16 protein-coding genes and 1 tRNA gene are annotated in these 15317 nt (G+C 52.3%); 11 read left to right on the top strand and 6 right to left on the bottom strand.

Features of this window, described 5'->3' with window-relative positions; translation table 11 throughout:
- Positions 1-88, bottom strand: a tRNA-Ser gene (locus BM373_RS21645).
- Between the two features lie 249 nt (positions 89-337).
- Between BM373_RS21645 and ghrA the strand changes: the two genes are divergently transcribed.
- From ghrA to BM373_RS02850, 4 genes are all read left to right on the top strand, one after another.
- The gene (ghrA, locus tag BM373_RS02835; RefSeq protein WP_090459196.1) at positions 338-1276 is read left to right on the top strand and encodes a glyoxylate/hydroxypyruvate reductase GhrA; all 939 of its coding nucleotides are present in this window, start codon (positions 338-340) and stop codon (positions 1274-1276) included.
- A 70-nt stretch (positions 1277-1346) separates the two neighbouring features.
- Positions 1347-2084, top strand: a complete 738-nt coding sequence (locus tag BM373_RS02840) for a phosphatase (protein WP_090459199.1) — start codon at positions 1347-1349, stop codon at positions 2082-2084.
- Positions 2085-2103: 19 nt separating this feature from the next.
- Positions 2104-2658, top strand: a complete 555-nt coding sequence (locus BM373_RS02845) for a TorD/DmsD family molecular chaperone (RefSeq protein WP_090459201.1) — start codon at positions 2104-2106, stop codon at positions 2656-2658.
- Positions 2659-2759: 101 nt separating this feature from the next.
- Complete coding sequence (locus tag BM373_RS02850) at positions 2760-3242, top strand: DUF1097 domain-containing protein (RefSeq protein ID WP_143102612.1); 483 nt, start codon at positions 2760-2762, stop codon at positions 3240-3242.
- Between the two features lie 47 nt (positions 3243-3289).
- On the opposite strand, the gene csgG is transcribed toward BM373_RS02850, so the two are convergent.
- Genes csgG through csgD form a run of 4 tightly spaced genes read right to left on the bottom strand, consistent with a single transcriptional unit; the run spans position 3290 to position 5642 of the window.
- The gene (gene csgG, locus BM373_RS02855; protein ID WP_090459205.1) at positions 3290-4123 is read right to left on the bottom strand and encodes a curli production assembly/transport protein CsgG; all 834 of its coding nucleotides are present in this window, start codon (positions 4121-4123) and stop codon (positions 3290-3292) included.
- A 30-nt stretch (positions 4124-4153) separates the two neighbouring features.
- A complete protein-coding gene (gene csgF, locus BM373_RS02860) occupies positions 4154-4570 on the bottom strand; it encodes a curli production assembly/transport protein CsgF (RefSeq protein WP_090459208.1) in 417 nt (138 codons plus the stop codon).
- Between the two features lie 27 nt (positions 4571-4597).
- A complete protein-coding gene (gene csgE / locus BM373_RS02865) occupies positions 4598-4987 on the bottom strand; it encodes a curli production assembly/transport protein CsgE (protein WP_090459210.1) in 390 nt (129 codons plus the stop codon).
- A 4-nt stretch (positions 4988-4991) separates the two neighbouring features.
- Positions 4992-5642, bottom strand: a complete 651-nt coding sequence (csgD, locus tag BM373_RS02870; RefSeq protein ID WP_090459213.1) for a biofilm master transcriptional regulator CsgD — start codon at positions 5640-5642, stop codon at positions 4992-4994.
- 743 nt (positions 5643-6385) lie between these two features.
- Here csgD and csgB point away from each other — a divergent pair.
- The 5 genes from csgB to BM373_RS02895 all read left to right on the top strand — a co-directional run bounded on the left by csgB (position 6386) and on the right by BM373_RS02895 (position 9760).
- Positions 6386-6841: a curli minor subunit CsgB gene (gene csgB, locus BM373_RS02875; protein ID WP_090459215.1), complete on the top strand. Its 456-nt coding sequence runs from the start codon at positions 6386-6388 to the stop codon at positions 6839-6841.
- A 42-nt stretch (positions 6842-6883) separates the two neighbouring features.
- Positions 6884-7333 (top strand): curli major subunit CsgA, encoded by a 450-nt coding sequence (gene csgA / locus BM373_RS02880; RefSeq protein WP_090459218.1) that lies wholly within the window; start codon positions 6884-6886, stop codon positions 7331-7333.
- A 56-nt stretch (positions 7334-7389) separates the two neighbouring features.
- The gene (gene csgC / locus BM373_RS02885; RefSeq protein WP_143102613.1) at positions 7390-7719 is read left to right on the top strand and encodes a curli assembly chaperone CsgC; all 330 of its coding nucleotides are present in this window, start codon (positions 7390-7392) and stop codon (positions 7717-7719) included.
- A 78-nt stretch (positions 7720-7797) separates the two neighbouring features.
- A complete protein-coding gene (ymdB, locus tag BM373_RS02890) occupies positions 7798-8340 on the top strand; it encodes an O-acetyl-ADP-ribose deacetylase (protein WP_090459221.1) in 543 nt (180 codons plus the stop codon).
- Positions 8285-9760, top strand: coding sequence for a phospholipase D family protein (locus BM373_RS02895; protein WP_256214559.1), 1476 nt, complete (start codon positions 8285-8287; stop codon positions 9758-9760). The genes ymdB and BM373_RS02895 overlap by 56 nt, the downstream gene beginning before the upstream one ends.
- Positions 9761-9781: 21 nt before the next feature.
- Here BM373_RS02895 and mdoC read toward each other — a convergent pair whose 3' ends face one another.
- Entirely contained in the window at positions 9782-10927 is a 1146-nt protein-coding gene (gene mdoC, locus BM373_RS02900) for a glucans biosynthesis protein MdoC (RefSeq protein WP_090459225.1), read from the bottom strand.
- 272 nt (positions 10928-11199) lie between these two features.
- On the opposite strand from mdoC, the gene mdoG reads away from it, so the two are divergent.
- Both mdoG and mdoH read left to right on the top strand, forming a co-directional pair.
- Positions 11200-12735, top strand: a complete 1536-nt coding sequence (mdoG, locus tag BM373_RS02905; RefSeq protein ID WP_143102620.1) for a glucans biosynthesis protein MdoG — start codon at positions 11200-11202, stop codon at positions 12733-12735.
- A complete protein-coding gene (mdoH, locus tag BM373_RS02910; RefSeq protein ID WP_090459230.1) occupies positions 12728-15256 on the top strand; it encodes a glucans biosynthesis glucosyltransferase MdoH in 2529 nt (842 codons plus the stop codon). The genes mdoG and mdoH overlap by 8 nt, the downstream gene beginning before the upstream one ends.
- The last annotated feature ends 61 nt before the right edge of the window (positions 15257-15317 follow it).

Raw genomic sequence — 15317 nt, forward strand, 5'->3', positions numbered from 1 at the left:
TGGCGGTGAGGGGGGGATTCGAACCCCCGATACGTTGCCGTATACACACTTTCCAGGCGTGCTCCTTCAGCCACTCGGACACCTCACCATATTGTCTTCCCGTTGTTGTGCGGGACGGCGCTAATGTAGGGAAATCCTCACCCAGCGTCAATCTTCTTTTTCAATAAATTAGCGCGTTTAGACAAACTTCAGGCAACCTGCTTCTTAATCGTTCTGGAATTGATTTTTTTATCATCATTACACTCGCCGCCCGCAGGTCCGGAAATTTGCTATGCTGCTAACCTGATAAATCTCATGAATAAAAACTACGCATACTGGTCATGCCAGGGGAGCTAAAATGGATATCATTTTCTATCACCCGTCGTTTGATACCGCATTCTGGTTGGACGAACTGAGCAGGGTGATGCCCGCCGCCCGCATCCGCGAATGGAAAGCCGGTGACAATGACCCTGCTGATTATGCGCTGGTCTGGCACCCGCCAGTCGAAATGCTGCAAGGCCGCTCGCTGAAAGCGGTTTTCGCATTAGGCGCAGGCGTGGATTCGATTTTAAGTCAACTGAAAGCCCACCCGGAAATGCTGCCGCTGTCTGTTCCTCTGTTTCGCCTCGAAGATACGGGCATGGCGTTGCAAATGCAGGAGTATGCCGTCAGCCAGGTGCTGCACTGGTTCCGTCGTTTTGATGATTACGCCTTATTAAAACAGCAGGCGACGTGGCAGCCGCTCGATGAGTATCAGCGTGAAGACTTTACTATCGGTATGCTGGGGGCAGGCGTTTTAGGTTCAAAAGTTGCCGAAAGTCTCCAGGAATGGGGATTCCCGCTGCGTTGCTGGAGTCGTAGCCGCAAAAACTGGCCCGGCGTAAAGAGCTTTGCCGGAGAGGAAGAACTGGGCGCGTTTTTGCAGGGCACGCGGGTGCTGATTAATCTGCTGCCATACACCCCGGAAACCGTCGGCATTATCAATCTTTCTTTATTAAACCAGCTGGCAGACGACAGCTATCTGATCAACCTTGCTCGCGGTGTGCATGTGGTGGAAGACGATCTGCTTAAGGCGCTTGATGAGGGCAAGCTCAAAGGGGCGATGCTGGATGTGTTCAGTGAAGAGCCGCTTCCTGCCACCAGCCCGCTGTGGGCGCATCCGCGCGTGGCGATGACGCCACATGTTGCCGCCGTCACCCGGCCACTGGAAGCGATCACCTATATTGCGTGGACCATCTCGCAACTGGAAGAGGGCAAGCCGGTTACCGGACAGGTCGATCGCACGCGGGGTTACTGATTTCACCCGGCGCACGCCGGGTTTGTCATAAAAAAGTGGTATCCTTGCGGAAACAATACAGGAGAGAATTATGTATCCCGTTGACCTGCACATGCATACCGTCGCCAGTACCCACGCTTACAGCACATTGCACGATTACATTGCTATCGCCAAAGCGAAAGGGCTGAAGCTCTTCGCGATCACCGATCACGGGCCGGATATGGCCGATGCGCCGCACCACTGGCATTTTATCAACATGCGCATCTGGCCGCGTCTGGTGGATGGCGTCGGCATTTTGCGCGGTATCGAAGCCAATATTAAGAATACCGACGGTGAAATCGACTGTACCGGCCCGATGCTGGACTCACTGGATCTGATTATTGCCGGTTTCCATGAGCCTGTGTTTGCTCCGCAGGATCAACAGACCCATACCCAGGCGATGATCGCTACGATGGCGAGCGGGAATGTACACATCATCAGCCACCCCGGAAATCCAAAATATCCCGTTGATATTCAGGCAATTGCTGAAGCCGCTGCAAAATATCAGGTGGCGCTGGAAATCAATAACTCGTCCTTTATTCATTCGCGTAAGGGCAGCGGGGCGAACTGCCGGGCGATTGCCGCCGCCGTGCGCGATGCCGGGGGATGGGTCGCGCTGGGCTCGGATTCGCATACCGCCTTTTCACTGGGCGATTTTACCGAATGCCGTAAGGTGCTGGATGACGTAAACTTCCCGGAAGAGCGCATCCTGAATGTGTCGCCACGTCGCCTGCTGGATTTCCTGGAATCGCGCGGGATGCCGCCAATTGCTGAATTTGCTGAACTTTAATGAGTAATGGAATAAATCAATGAATGAGTTTTCAATCCTTTGCCGCGTGCTCGGCTCGCTTTTTTACCGTCAGCCGCAGGACCCGGTTCTGGAGCCGCTCTACACGCTGATCCGCGAAGGCAGGCTGGCACAAAACTGGCCGCTGGAGCAGGACGAGTTGCTGGCACGTTTGCAAAAAAGCGTCGATATGCCCGCGCTGACCGCGGATTACGACGCGCTGTTTGTTGGCGATAACGCCAGCGTGCCTCCATTCCGCAGCGCCTGGGTTGAGGGTGCGACTGATGGTGAAACGCGTAACTTTTTAAGCACACGCGGGATGCCGCTGACGGATGCGCCAGCCGATCATTTTGGTACGCTGCTGCTCGCCGCTTCATGGCTGGAAGATCATGCGGGCGAGGGTGAGAGCGAAGCGCTGGAAGAACTGTTTGCGGATTACCTGTTGCCATGGTGTGGCACCTTCCTGGGCAAAGTCGAAGCCCATGCCACTTCTCCATTCTGGCGCACGCTGGCACCGCTCACCCGCGATGCGCTTTCAGCGATGTGGGATGAATTGCAGGAAGAATCCGCAAAATAATGTGATTCACGTCACTATATAAATGTAACGACATCAACCGCATTGCAAATTACGTGCGGGAGATCGCATAAAAATGGCGCGCATCTGCTAACATGCGCGCCATGAACATACTCTTTTCTATCGCACTCACGACGGGCATTCTCTCCGGAATCTGGGGATGGGTTGCCGTTTCCTTAGGTTTACTGAGCTGGGCCGGTTTTCTCGGTTGTACGGCCTATTTCGCCTGTCCGCAAGGGGGAATGAAAGGGCTTCTCATCTCATTTTGTACCCTGTTAAGCGGCGTCGCCTGGGCACAGTTAATTATTCATAGCAGCGCGCTGATGCCCCATCTGGAGATCGCCAGTTATGCCATTACTGGCGTGGTGGCTTTTCTCATGTGCATGCAGGCAAAAAGCCTGTTGCTCTCATTCGTGCCGGGCACCTTTATTGGGGCCTGTGCGACGTTTGCCGGGCAGGGCGACTGGCGACTGGTTGTACCGTCGTTAATCGTTGGGCTGATCTTTGGCTTTGCGATGAAAAACAGCGGCCTGTGGCTGGCAGCACGACGGGAAAAAGCGGGCAAAAACCTTGCGCTGACCGAATAAAAAAGGCGTGACGAAAATCGTCACGCCTGCGCACGTTATTATTATTATCAGGACTCGGGCGGCGTCGCCATCTGGCGATATTTCACCAGGATCGGGTTCTTACTTTCTTCTTTACTCTGCAAATCCCACAGCCCGCGATCGATGCCATCATTGATCAGGAAGATGACGCCGGTTTCAATGGCTGACATCAGACACAGCATCACCGGTTCGTTGGCGGTATAGCCAATCTCACCTTCCAGCAGACGCTGATAATCAATGAAGCGGAAGACACCCGCCTGCACTTCATAAGACAGAATGGTTTTGCTGGTGTTAACGGAGGAGAGGATCTCGCCGGTGCTGACGTTAACCACACGCAGGTTTACCGCCACCTGATCGAGCTGATACTGCGTATCACCGCCGATACCGAAGTACCGCGCACCCACGCCGCCGGATTTTACGTTGCTCTCATAGCCAATAATCGAGCCTTCAATCATCACGTTTGCGGCAGTCAGAGACTGTAGCGGGAAGCGGTTATTGACGGCGACGGTGCCGTTTTCCTGCGCCGCACGAATGATCTTACGTTCATTCAACAGGTTTTGCAGGCCCTGGCGCTCAAGCGGTACAAACCAGCGGGAGTCTTTCAGCGCGGTAACCAGCATGGCTGTCGCACTTTGCGGCACCGCGGTTGAGAAGTTACTTGCCGGATACGCCTTAAACTGCCCGGTTTCATCCTGAATGTTATAGACCGAAACAAAGACTTTACCCGCTGGCATCGGCAGGTGCGTCAAATCGCGAAAGCTTTGCGCCCTTGGCATCAGGGTCGGTTTGGCTGCCTGCTTCGGCGGAGCCGTTAAGCATCCGCTGAGTAAACACACCGCCAGTAAAATAAGTAAGCGCCGCATGATAATTATCCTGTGTGTAGTAGTAATAACTTAAAAGTCGGTAGAATTGCTCTGCAAACCAGAGACCTGAATAGTTGATGTTTTACCGGTCTTTCTGTCGGTAACATTGAGTTGTAATTGCCCGTCTTTGTTGGCGATATCGACGATATAATCCGTCGTCACCATGCGGCCAGGCTTGCCGGTATTAATATTGGTGAGTAAGCCACCTAATATTTGCGACTGAATAGCCTGAGTAAAGTTGTCCAGGGCTGATGGCGTCTCAATGCCAAAATCATCCTTGTATTTAGGATCGGTATAGGAGTTTTGTGCCTGCGCACTATTTAGTAAAAACGCACCGTTATTTGGGTTGCCACCGAAATTAGGATTTCGGAACTGGAACGTCATATTTCCAGCCCAGGTCAGGGGCGAGACAAGCATAAGCGTGACTACGGCATAGGCGATACGCATAACAGCCTCCGGATAAAAAGGTAAAATTTAGAATTCGTCTTGCGCCAGATCGCCGGTACTGAGTAATACCTGATCGATTTGCCGCCGGTTTAATGCTTCTTCGGTTTGCGCTATTGCGATATTCACGTTGTTATCGAAATCGCGTTTGGTCGGAAATAAAAAGGTCTGATAAACCAGATCCTGATTAACCGTAATGGTGATCCAGCTACCCCAGCGCGCACTGGGGCGTTCATTAATCGTTAAGTTGCCGGTATAACTGCTTTCCCATTTATCGCTAAATGCACGATAAAAATCATGTCCAACGGAAGAGACAGTATGGTCAGTCAGTAATCCCGGCACTTCCACTTCAACAGCGTGCAAATCCCCCGTAGCCAGCATGAGTTCTGCGGCTACAAGCCAGGCTATGTAAGGTTTCATAATGCTATCGCCTGAGGTTGTCGTTTGCCCAGGAAACCGCCTGCGTACGATTTTTTACCGCTATCTTCTTGAAAAGATTATAAAGATGCGTTTTAACCGTATTTTCGCTGATGAAGAGAGATCGGGCGATCTCGATATTTGATGCCCCGATACGCAGCTTATTCAAAATCTCCTTTTCACGGTGAGTGAGCAGGGCAGATTCGGCGCTGTTGTAACGGTAATTACCCGAGTGGGTAATCAGATAGCTGGCCAGCTTTTGCGAAAAGTAGCATTCACCACGTTGCACACTTTGCAGGCCGTCGACTACGCGGGATTCGTCTTCTGTCACATAAAATACACCATTGATATGTGGCCAGTTTTCGATGTCGCGGAAGGGATATTCGTCGGGAGTATTGAGTAACAGCAATTTTATGCTGTTGTTTCTGCGGCTTAAATTTTCCTGCCAGTAACTGATAAGTTTCTTATCCGCCTCCATCATATCAAATAAGATCACACTGCCTGAGGGAATATCCTCAAGAGATCGTTGAATATTATGGAGTTTCCCTGTAATGACCAGAGAATTTTTTAAATGCTGTAACAATGCTGTCGCTTGAAGAGATGGTTTAGTGATCAACAAGATAGATTGACCATGCAAACTATGGACTTCATTTAACATGATGAAACCCCGCTGTTAGGTACACCTGCAGTTATCCCTCGCGCTAACGAGGAAACCAGAAGTACTGTCAGATGTGGCACTGCTGTGTGTAGTAAAAATAAGGAGCCCGCATATGGGCTAAATTAACAAAATAAAAACATACTGCTGATTTCAATCTAGTCATAACCAACCTTAAAGCAAGTGTTAAACATGTAACAAGATGTAAAATTAGATATTAATTTGTGTAAATGGCGGTTTTTGACGCCTCTTTTTTAATGGTTAAGTTGTACAAAGTAATACGCTTGTATCAAATTTAAAAATGTGATTTTTTAATATAACATCATGTTTTTTAAGTAAATTATAGTGTCCAACTAAGGATATATTCTTACTGAAAAAGAATGATACATCTCTGGTACTCCAGCAGGATTGTTAACATCGAAAGAAATGACGACGATGATCAAATGATATGAAAATTGCTGTCAGGAGCCGTCACGGGGTAGGGGCGGGGGTATAACTCAGTACGCACAATTATAATGGCCTTATTTTTTACGCGCGCCTTAAAGAGAAAACACAGAAATAAACCCGCTTTTCTTTTAACTCATACTTTGGGGTGAGCATAAATATAAAAATACGAATGGCGGGTGAGATATTTAGGAAGTGTCCAGGGACATACTGTCTAACGTAACGAGGCGTTAACAAATATTGAAATAAGTTAACGCCAGTAAATAAGCGATATTAACCGTTAACCAGGTCCCGGTGACAACATGAAAAACAGAGCGTTATTTATGGTGTTAACGATGCTGGGTGCGCCTGGAATTACCTTCGCAGCGGGTTATGATCTGGCATCATCGGAATATAACTTTGCAGTGAATGAGCTGAGTAATGCTTCCTATAATAAGGCGGCTATTATCGGTCAACAAGGTAACAGTAATAGCGCTCAGCTTCACCAGGAAGGATCGAAGTTATTGTCGGTTATTTCACAGGAAGGTGCAAATAACCGGGCAAATGTTCAGCAGTCTGGCAGTTTCAACATTGCTTATATCGATCAGGGGGGTAACTCCAACGATGCGAATATTACGCAAGGTGCTTATGGTAATACCGCGATGATTATCCAGAAAGGCTCGGGTAATAAAGCGAATATTACGCAATATGGTACACAAAAAACGGCAGTTGTAGTGCAAAGGCAGTCGAATATGGCAGTTCGCGTTATTCAACGCTAATACCTGTTCGACGCTTACATATCAATCCGATGGGGGTTTACCATGAAATTTATCAAAGTGGCAGTTTTGGCAGCAGTTGTTGTTTCCACCAGCGCTTTCGCAGGTAGCATTCCGCAGTACGGACACGGTGGTCCAGGCAATGGCGGCTACAATGGCCCGAACTCAGAACTGAGTATTTACCAGTACGGTAGCTCTAACTCCGCACTGGCGCTGCAAACTGACGCCCGTGATTCCAGCCTGGAAGTGACTCAACATGGCCAGGGTAACGCCGCCGATGTGGGTCAGGGCTCTGATGACAGCACCATTTCTCTGTCTCAGACCGGTAGCCGTAACAACGCCACCATCGACCAGTGGAACAGCCGTAACTCTGACATCAGCGTCAGCCAGTACGGTGTAGCAAACGGTGCTCTGGTTAACCAGACTGCTTCTCAGTCTTATGTTGAAGTTCGCCAGGTTGGTTTTGGCAACAACGCAACAGCTAACCAGTACTAATCTTCCGTATTGCTAAAAACAGGGCTTCGGCCCTGTTTTTTTATCTGGAGACGACCATGCATCCTTTATTGTTGCTGGCAGCCCTGTCCAGTCAAATCACCTTTGATACCCAACGACAGGGAGAAATGTACATCATTACTCCGCAAATCGTCCTCACTCAGGCCTGCGTATGTCAGGTACAAATCAGCGCAGTACGCAGCGGCGAAAGCGGGCAAAGCACCACTCAGCAGCGCAACACCCTCAATTTTAATGCGAACCAGTTAACCCCCTTGTCCCGCATGAGTATGAATATTTCCCCGCAGGATACGGTGAAGATCACCGTTACCGTCTCTGACGGCAACAGTTTGCATTTATCCCGGCAATGGTCGCCGGAACAGGAAATGTAATCGCTGTGCAATAAGCCGTTACTGACGTTTTCCCACTGCTGTACACTTAGCCTTAAGAAATGATTGATGGAGGCGTGTATGCATTCGCGTATAGCAGTGATTCAGGGTGATATAACCACGCAGGCGGTGGATGTCATCGTTAATGCGGCAAACCCATCGTTAATGGGGGGCGGCGGCGTGGACGGGGCGATCCACCGTGCGGCAGGCCCGGCTCTGCTGGAAGCCTGTAAAGTTGTGCGTCAGCAAATGGGGGAATGTTCGCCAGGTCATGCGGTGATCACGCTTGCCGGTGAGCTGCCCGCTAAAGCCGTCATTCATACCGTCGGCCCCGTCTGGCACGGCGGCGAGCATAATGAAGCCCGGATATTAGAAGACGCATATCTCAACAGCCTGAAGCTGGTGGAGGCTAACGGTTATCGCTCTGTGGCATTCCCGGCAATCAGCACCGGTGTGTACGGTTATCCGAAAGCGGCAGCGGCAGAAATCGCCGTGAAGACAGTTTCGGAATATCTAACCCGGCACCCTTCGTTTGGGCAGGTATACTTTGTCTGTTATGACAATGAAAATGCAAGCCTTTACCAGCGCCTCCTTACCCAGCAGGGAGATGAGCCTGGCGCATGATACGCGCCTGGGCCGAGCTATCACGCCGGTTCGCGCCGCGCATCCTGATGAATGTGGCATTCTCGCCCTGGATGACAGTCTGGATGCATTTGCCGCGCGTTACCGGCTGGCTGAGATGGCCGAGCGTACGCTCGATATTCAGTACTACATCTGGGAAAACGACATGTCCGGGCGGCTGTTGCTATCCGTTATTCTGGATGCGGCAACCCGTGGCGTTCAGGTCCGGATGCTACTGGACGATAACAACACGGTAGGCCTCGACGACACGTTGCGTATGCTCGATGCGCATCCCAATATTGAAGTCCGGTTGTTTAATCCCTTTTCCTTTCGAACGATCCGCGCACTGGGTTATCTGACCGATTTCGCGCGCCTGAATCGCCGTATGCATAATAAAAGCTTCACGATTGACGGCGAGGTGACACTCATCGGCGGCAGAAACGTGGGTGACGCCTACTTCGGTGCCGGTAAGCAGCCGTTATTTTCCGACCTGGATGTGCTGGCGATAGGCCCGGTGGTCAAAGATGTGGCAGAAGATTTTGAGCGCTACTGGTCGTGTAAGTCGGTGGCGACACTGCAAAAAGTGCTGGATATTCCCGAGCAGGATATTGTTCAGCATATTCGCATTCCTGAATCCTGGTACAACGATACCACCGCACAGCGTTACCTGAACAAGCTGGAATCTACCCGTTTTGCCACGCACCTTGAAGCCGGTACGCTGCCGTTACTGTGGGCAAAAACGCGACTATTGAGTGACGATCCGCGTAAAGGGCAGGGGAAAGCGCGTCCCCATACGCTGTTGCCGCAGCGCATCGTCAATGTCATGGGTATGCCGGAACAGCAGATTGATATCATCGCCTCCTATTTTGTACCGACGCGGGCTGGAGTGGCGCAGCTTCTGCAACTGGTGCGCAAGGGGGTAAAAATCGCCATCCTCACCAATTCACTGGCCGCAAATGACGTGGCCGCCGTCCATGCAGGGTATGCCCGCTGGCGCAAGAAGCTGTTGCGACACGGAATTGAACTGTATGAACTCAAACCCACCCAGGAAAACCGCCGCCAGCCGCATGACCGCGGGTTAACCGGGAACTCCGGTTCCAGTCTGCATGCCAAAACGTTCAGTATCGATGGCAAGAAAGTTTTTATTGGTTCCTTTAATTTCGATCCCCGCTCGGCAATGTTGAATACGGAAATGGGCTTTGTGATCGACAGCGAACCGCTGGCGCAGCTTATCCATAAACGCTTTTTGCAAAGCCAGCGCGATGTGGCGTGGGAATTACGCCTCGATCGCTGGGGACGCATTAACTGGATTGAGCAAAACGACGGGCAGGAGATTATCTGGAAAAAGGAGCCGAAAACCCGATTCTGGGAGCGGATGCTGGTCCGTCTGGCGTCGCGGTTGCCGATTGAATGGCTGCTCTGACCGGCAGAGCAGCTCCCGATACTACGCCTGACTTTTTACCGGCTGCTGTTGCGGCTTGCCGGAGAACAAAAATCGTAACAGCGGAACTCGCAAATGCACTTCGTAGAGAATAATCGCGCTGCCAATCACAAACACCAGCCCGGAAATAAAACCCAGCAGATTGGAATGAATGTGCGGCGTGACCCACGCGCCAAAAAACAGCGTCAGCGGGTGGTGCACCAGATAAATAAACAGTGAGGCATTAACGAAATAGGTCACCCGTGCGGACTGGAAATTCAGCAGGCGATGACCGAGTGAAAACACCACATTCACCATCCACAATCCCAGTACCATCGTAATTACGCTTTCGGTTTCATACATCCATACATCCCCGCTGCCATAGCGTTGATTGAGCAGGTAGGCGCAAAACGCCACCGCAGAGCCGACGATACAGGCAGGGGAGGGGGTGGTGAACAGCGCTTTAAGCCGTGCGCTGATAAACGCCAGTGCGCCAAGCATGAAAAACGGGATATAAAACAGCGTCTGCATCACGGTGAAGTTGAACAGACCGTCGCTCAGGATCGGCGGCCAGACGATGAATAACGTCCGGCGGATCGCGGCGTAGGCAATGCCCAGCAGCAAAAACAGCACGGTCAGTTTACCCATGGTGACATGGCCAAACAGACGCTGCGTCCAGGTGCAGTCTTTTAGCAGGCGAAAAATCCCCATGCCGAGCGTCGTCAGAACGACCAGCACCAGCAGGAACCACAGGTGAGAAATCAACTCCCACACAAGGGTGTTATACTTGTCGTACAAAGAAAGAGTGTGCCAGCTATCGGCCTTGCCTTTGACGTATTGCAGCATCATGAATTGTGGCAGCGTCAACAGCGGGATCGCCGTTAACATCGGTATGCCCACTCGCTCAACGCGCACTTTCCACCAGCGTTTTACCGGGTAGCGTAAAAACAGCATGTAGGAAAAATAGCCGGAAATTACAAAAAAGACCTGCATCCGAAAAGAGTGGATGAAATCGTTAAACAGGGTGAGGCCCCAGGAGGGCGTCGCGCTATTGACGTGCCAGATATGGCTGGAGTAGATGAGGGAAATGTGAAAAGGGATACCTAACAGCATTAACCACGCGCGAATCGAATCCAGAAAATATTCACGTTGTGCAGGAACTTTACTCATATAACTCCATACATTATCAGACTTATCGCCTTAATCCATGAGCCAAATAATGGTTACATTCGGGGCCAACCCTACACGAAGTCAACGGATCTGTCTTTAGGATAAACGAGGTTTTGAGAACAGGATGACTTTCATTTGCTTACACACTGAGCCAGCGCGCGAACAAAGCGGGGATTAAGTTGTCGGATTGCCAGAGTTTCCATTAAAATGGATCGGATCGATTTAAGCACACAAAGGGGGAAGTGCTTAGTTATATGAAACATAATATACAAGTGATGAAAATGCGTTGGTTGGGCGCAGCGGTACTGTTATCCCTGTATACCTCATCGGGTTGGGCATTTACCCTCGATGACGTAGCAAAACAGGCACAGTCATTAGCCGGAAAAGGCTATGAAGCCCCTAAAAGCAACCTGCCTTCTGTTTTCCGCGAAATGAAGTATGCGGACTATCAGCAGATCCAGTTCAATCACGAGAAAGCCTACTGGAACAATATTAAAACCCCATTTAAGCTTGAGTTCTACCATCAGGGCATGTACTTCGATATGCCTGTCACCGTCAATGAAGTGACCGCGACGGCCGTACGTAAAATCAAATACAATCCGGATTACTTCAATTTCGGTAATGTGCAGCACGATAAAGAAACGGTTAAAGACCTCGGTTTCGCCGGATTCAAGGTGCTCTACCCCATCAATAATAAAGATAAAAATGACGAAATCGTCAGCATGCTGGGTGCCAGCTACTTTCGTGTGATTGGTGCCGGGCAGGTTTACGGACTTTCAGCACGCGGTCTGGCTATCGACACCGCCTTGCCATCAGGTGAAGAGTTCCCGCGTTTTCGTGAGTTCTGGATCGAGCGTCCAAAACCGACCGATAAACGCCTGACCATCTATGCGCTGCTGGATTCCCCACGTGCAACCGGCGCTTACCGTTTTGTGATCATTCCGGGTCGCGACACCGTGGTGGACGTGCAGTCTAAAGTCTATCTGCGTGACAAAGTGGGTAAACTGGGCGTGGCCCCGCTGACCAGTATGTTCCTGTTTGGTCCAGGCCAGCCGTCGCCTACCACCAACTTCCGCCCGGAGCTGCATGACTCCAACGGTCTGTCGATCCATGCTGGTAACGGTGAGTGGATCTGGCGTCCGCTTAACAACCCGAAACACCTTGCCGTTAGCAGCTACGCCATGGAAAACCCGCAGGGGTTTGGCCTGTTGCAGCGTGGCCGCCAGTTCTCGCGCTTTGAAGATCTGGATGACCGCTACGATCTGCGCCCAAGCGCCTGGATCACTCCGCAAGGCGACTGGGGCAAAGGCAAAATCGAACTGGTTGAAATTCCGACCAACGATGAAACCAACGATAACATCGTCGCTTACTGGACACCGGATCAACTGCCGGAAGCCGGGAAAGAGATGAACTTCAAATACAGCATCACGTTCAGCCGCGATGAAGACAAACTGCATGCGCCGGATAGCGCATGGGCGCTGCAAACTCGTCGCTCAACCGGTGATGTGAAACAGTCCAATCTTATTCGTCAGCCGGATGGCACTATCGCCTTTGTGGTGGATTTTGTCGGTCAGGATATGAAAAAGCTGCCGCCGGAAACACCGGTTGCTGCGCAGACCAGCATTGGTGACAACGGTGAGATCGTTGACAGCGCGGTGCGTTATAACCCGGTCACCCAGGGATGGCGCTTAACGCTGCGCGTAAAAGTGAAAGATCCGAAGGCCACCACCGACATGCGTGCGGCGCTGACCAATGGCGATCAGCCGCTGAGTGAAACCTGGAGCTACCAGTTACCTGCCAATGAATAAGACTACTGAATATATCGACGCGCTGCCGATTTCGGCTGCTGATAAAGCGCGCTTGCCCGACACGGATCTGCGTGCGGTGCATGAAGCGCTGGATGCAGAGCATCATCACTATGCGCGAGATGATGACAGCCCGTTGGGGTCTGTGCAGGCACGTCTTGAACAGGCCTGGCCGCACTCCCTCAAAGAAGGCCAGTTGATCAAGGACGACGAAGGACGTACCCAGCTTGAGGCGATGCCGAAAGCCACGCGTTCTTCGATGTTCCCTGAGCAGTGGCGCACCAACCCGATTGGACGCTTCTGGGATCGGCTGCGCGGTCGCGATGTGCCGCCGCGCTATCTGGCCCGTCTGACCAAAGAACAGCAGGAGAGCGAAAAACAGTGGCGTACGATGGGCACCATCCGTCGTTATATCCTGTTGCTGTTGACGCTCTCGCAAACCGTGGTTGCCACCTGGTATATGAAAACCATCCTGCCCTATCAGGGGTGGGCGCTGATCAACCCGACAGACATGGTCGGGCAGGATCTGCTGGTGTCGTTTATGCAGTTGCTGCCTTACATCCTGCAAACGGGGATCCTGATCCTCTTTGCCGTTCTGTTCTGCTGGGTGTCAGCCGGTTTCTGGACGGCGCTGATGGGCTTTTTACAACTGCTTATCGGTAAAGACAGATACAGCATTTCGCACTCCACGGTCGGGGATGAACCACTTAATCCCGAGCACCGTACCGCGCTGATTATGCCTATCTGTAATGAAGACGTGGATCGCGTCTTCGCCGGGCTGCGCGCCACCTGGGAATCGGTCAAAGCCACGGGCAACGCCGCGCATTTTGACGTTTATATCTTAAGCGACAGCTACAACCCGGATATCTGTGTTGCTGAGCAGAAAGCGTGGATGGAGCTTATCGCTGAAGTGCAGGGCGAAGGGCAGATCTTCTATCGTCGCCGCCGCCGTCGCGTGAAGCGTAAAAGCGGTAACATCGATGACTTCTGCCGTCGCTGGGGTAACCAGTACAGCTACATGGTGGTGCTGGATGCTGACTCGGTCATGACGGGCGACTGTCTCTCCGGGCTGGTGCGCCTGATGGAAGCAAATCCAAACGCCGGGATCATTCAGTCCTCGCCGAAAGCGTCCGGGATGGACACGCTGTATGCGCGCTGCCAGCAGTTCGCCACCCGCGTCTATGGGCCGCTGTTTACGGCCGGTCTGCACTTCTGGCAACTGGGTGAATCGCACTACTGGGGCCACAACGCCATCATTCGCGTGAAGCCTTTTATCGAGCACTGTGCGCTTGCGCCGCTGCCGGGCGAAGGTTCTTTTGCCGGTTCCATTCTGTCCCATGACTTCGTTGAAGCTGCGCTGATGCGTCGTGCGGGTTGGGGCGTGTGGATTGCCTACGATCTGCCGGGTTCTTATGAAGAGCTGCCGCCAAACCTGCTGGATGAACTGAAACGCGACCGTCGCTGGTGCCACGGTAACCTGATGAACTTCCGTCTGTTCCTGGTGAAAGGGATGCACCCGGTACACCGCGCGGTGTTCCTGACGGGCGTAATGTCCTATCTTTCCGCGCCGCTGTGGTTCATGTTCCTGGCACTCTCCACCGCCTTGCAGGTGGTGCATGCCCTGACGGAACCGCAGTACTTCCTGCAACCGCGCCAGTTGTTCCCGGTGTGGCCGCAGTGGCGTCCTGAACTGGCGATTGCGCTGTTTGCCTCAACGATGGTGCTGCTGTTCCTGCCGAAATTGCTCAGTATCATTCTGATCTGGTGCAAAGGCTCCAAAGAGTACGGCGGCTTTTTCCGCGTGACTGTGTCACTGCTGTTAGAAGTGCTGTTCTCCGTCCTGCTGGCCCCGGTGCGTATGCTGTTCCACACCGTATTTGTGGTCAGCGCGTTCCTCGGCTGGGAAGTGGTCTGGAACTCGCCGCAGCGTGACGATGACTCCACGCCGTGGGGTGAAGCCTTTAAGCGCCATGGCTCTCAGTTGCTGCTGGGTCTGGTCTGGGCGGCGGGTATGGCGTGGCTGGATCTGCGCTTCCTGTTCTGGCTGGCACCTATCGTCTTCTCGCTGATCCTGTCGCCGTTTGTGTCGGTGATTTCCAGCCGTTCGACGGTCGGGCTGCGCACCAAGCGCTGGAAGCTGTTCCTGATCCCGGAAGAGTACTCTCCGCCGCAGGTGCTGGTGGATACCGATAAGTATCTGACGCAGAACCGCGCACGCGCGCTGGACGATGGCTTTATGCATGCGGTGTTCCATCCGTCGTTTAATGCCCTGGCAACCGCCATGGCAACTGCACGTCACCGTGCAAGCCACGTGCTGGAAATCGCCCGCGACCGTCACGTTGAGCAGGCGTTAAATGAAACGCCGGATAAACTTAATCGTGACCGACGTTTGGTGCTGTTAAGCGATCCGGTCACGCTGGCCCGCCTGCACTACCGTGTGTGGGCCGCGCCGGAGCGCTATTCATCGTGGATTTCACACTATGAAGGCCTGGCGCTTAACCCGCAGGCCATCCGCGAAAAGTAAGACTCAGGTAAAGGAAAATACCGGCCAGCGTGCCGGTATTTTTTTGGCTGGCTGCCGGGTA

Origin of the sequence: Enterobacter sp. kpr-6, from assembly GCF_900116015.1 — a bacterium.
Classification (GTDB): domain Bacteria; phylum Pseudomonadota; class Gammaproteobacteria; order Enterobacterales; family Enterobacteriaceae; genus Enterobacter_D.